The 1,623-nt window shown below is 64.6% G+C and carries 1 protein-coding gene and 1 pseudogene; both read right to left on the minus strand.

Translation table 11 applies throughout. The annotated features are described in order from the left end of the window. Window positions 1–771 (minus strand): 2-oxo acid dehydrogenase subunit E2 (locus JNN06_RS13105; RefSeq protein ID WP_291240039.1); only part of this gene is annotated, 771 nt, incomplete at its 3' end. Between the two features lie 4 nt (window positions 772–775). After that, window positions 776–1,623 (minus strand): annotated as a pseudogene (gene sucA, locus JNN06_RS13110) (2-oxoglutarate dehydrogenase E1 component); the annotation flags it as partial.

The following is a 1,623-nucleotide window of genomic DNA, read 5'->3' on the forward strand; positions in this document are numbered from 1 at the left end:
GTAGACGATGTCGGTGCCGTCGATCTCGGCATTCACCTCGGGCACTTCTTTCAGCGCATGGGTGCAGGCCTTCACGAAGAAAGACATGAAGCCCATCTTGACGCCGTGCTTCTTCTCGAAAGCGTCCTTGTAGGTGTTGCGCAGCTCCATGATGCCCGACATGTCCACCTCGTTATAGGTGGTCAGCATGGCAGCGGTGTTCTGGCTGTCTTTCAGGCGGCGCGCGATGGTCTGGCGCAGCTTGGTCATCTTGACGCGCTCTTCGCGGGCGGCGTCATCGGCCGGAACCGGGGCGCGCGGCACGGCGACCGGGGCCGGAGCGGCGGTCACGGCAGCGGCGGCGGCTTTCGCCACATCTTCCTTCATGATGCGGCCATCACGGCCCGAACCCTGCACCTGGGCGGCGGTCAGACCGGCCTCGGCCATGGCTTTTTTGGCGGCGGGAGCATCTTCGATGTCCTTGGCGGCGGGGGCTGCGACCGGAGCGGGCGCGGCCTCCACCGGCTTGGCCGAAGGCGCCACCACGGCGCCCGAGCCCGCCACGATCGTGGCCAGCAGCGCGGCGGCGGCGACGGTCTCGCCTTCCTGCGCGACGATCTCGCCCAGCACACCGGCGGCGGGCGAGGGCACGTCGAGGCTCACCTTGTCGGTTTCCAGCTCGCACAGGATCTCGTCCACGGCGACGGCATCGCCGGGCTTCTTGAACCAGGTGGCGATGGTCGCCTCGGTAACGCTTTCGCCAAGGGCGGGGACGCGGACTTCAACGGTCATGGGTTCATTTCCCTTCCACGGTCAGCGCTTCGTTCACGAGCGCTTCTTGTTCAGCTTTGTGTTTCGAGGCGAGGCCGGTGGCCGGCGAGGCCGAGGCGGTGCGGCCCACATAGCGCGCGCGTTTCGACGCGCCGCCGACCTGATCCAGCACCCATTCGATATTGGGCTCCATATGGGTCCAATAGCCCTGGTTCTTCGGCTCTTCCTGGCACCAGATCACCTCTGCCTGCGGGAAGCGGCCCAGCTCGTCGCGCAGCGATTTCGCCGGGAACGGGTAAAGCTGCTCGACCCGCAGCAGATACACATCATCCAGCCCGCGTGCATCGCGTTCGGCCAGCAGGTCATAGTACACCTTGCCCGAACACATGACGACGCGCTTGATCTGCGCATCGGCCTTCAGCGCCAGTTTGGAATTGCCCTTCTGCGCATCGTCCCACAGCACGCGGTGGAAGGTCGAGCCGGTGGTGAAATCCTCGGCCTTCGAGACGCACATCGGGTGACGCAGCAGCGATTTCGGCGTCATCAGGATCAGCGGCTTGCGGAAGTCGCGGTGAATCTGGCGGCGCAGGATGTGGAAATAGTTCGAGGGGGTCGAGCAATTCGCCACGATCCAGTTGTCTTGCGCCGAGTTCTGCAAGAACCGCTCCGGCCGGGCCGAGCTGTGTTCCGGCCCCTGCCCCTCAAAGCCATGCGGCAACAGCACCACAAGGCCCGACATCCGCAGCCATTTGCTTTCGCCCGAGTTGATGAACTGGTCGAACATGATCTGGGCGCCATTGGCGAAATCGCCGAACTGGGCCTCCCACAGGGTCAGGGCGTTGGGTTCGGCCAGCGAATAGCCATATTCAAAGC

Origin of the sequence: Gemmobacter sp. (genome assembly GCF_016792925.1) — a bacterium.
Taxonomy (GTDB): Bacteria; Pseudomonadota; Alphaproteobacteria; order Rhodobacterales; family Rhodobacteraceae; genus Gemmobacter.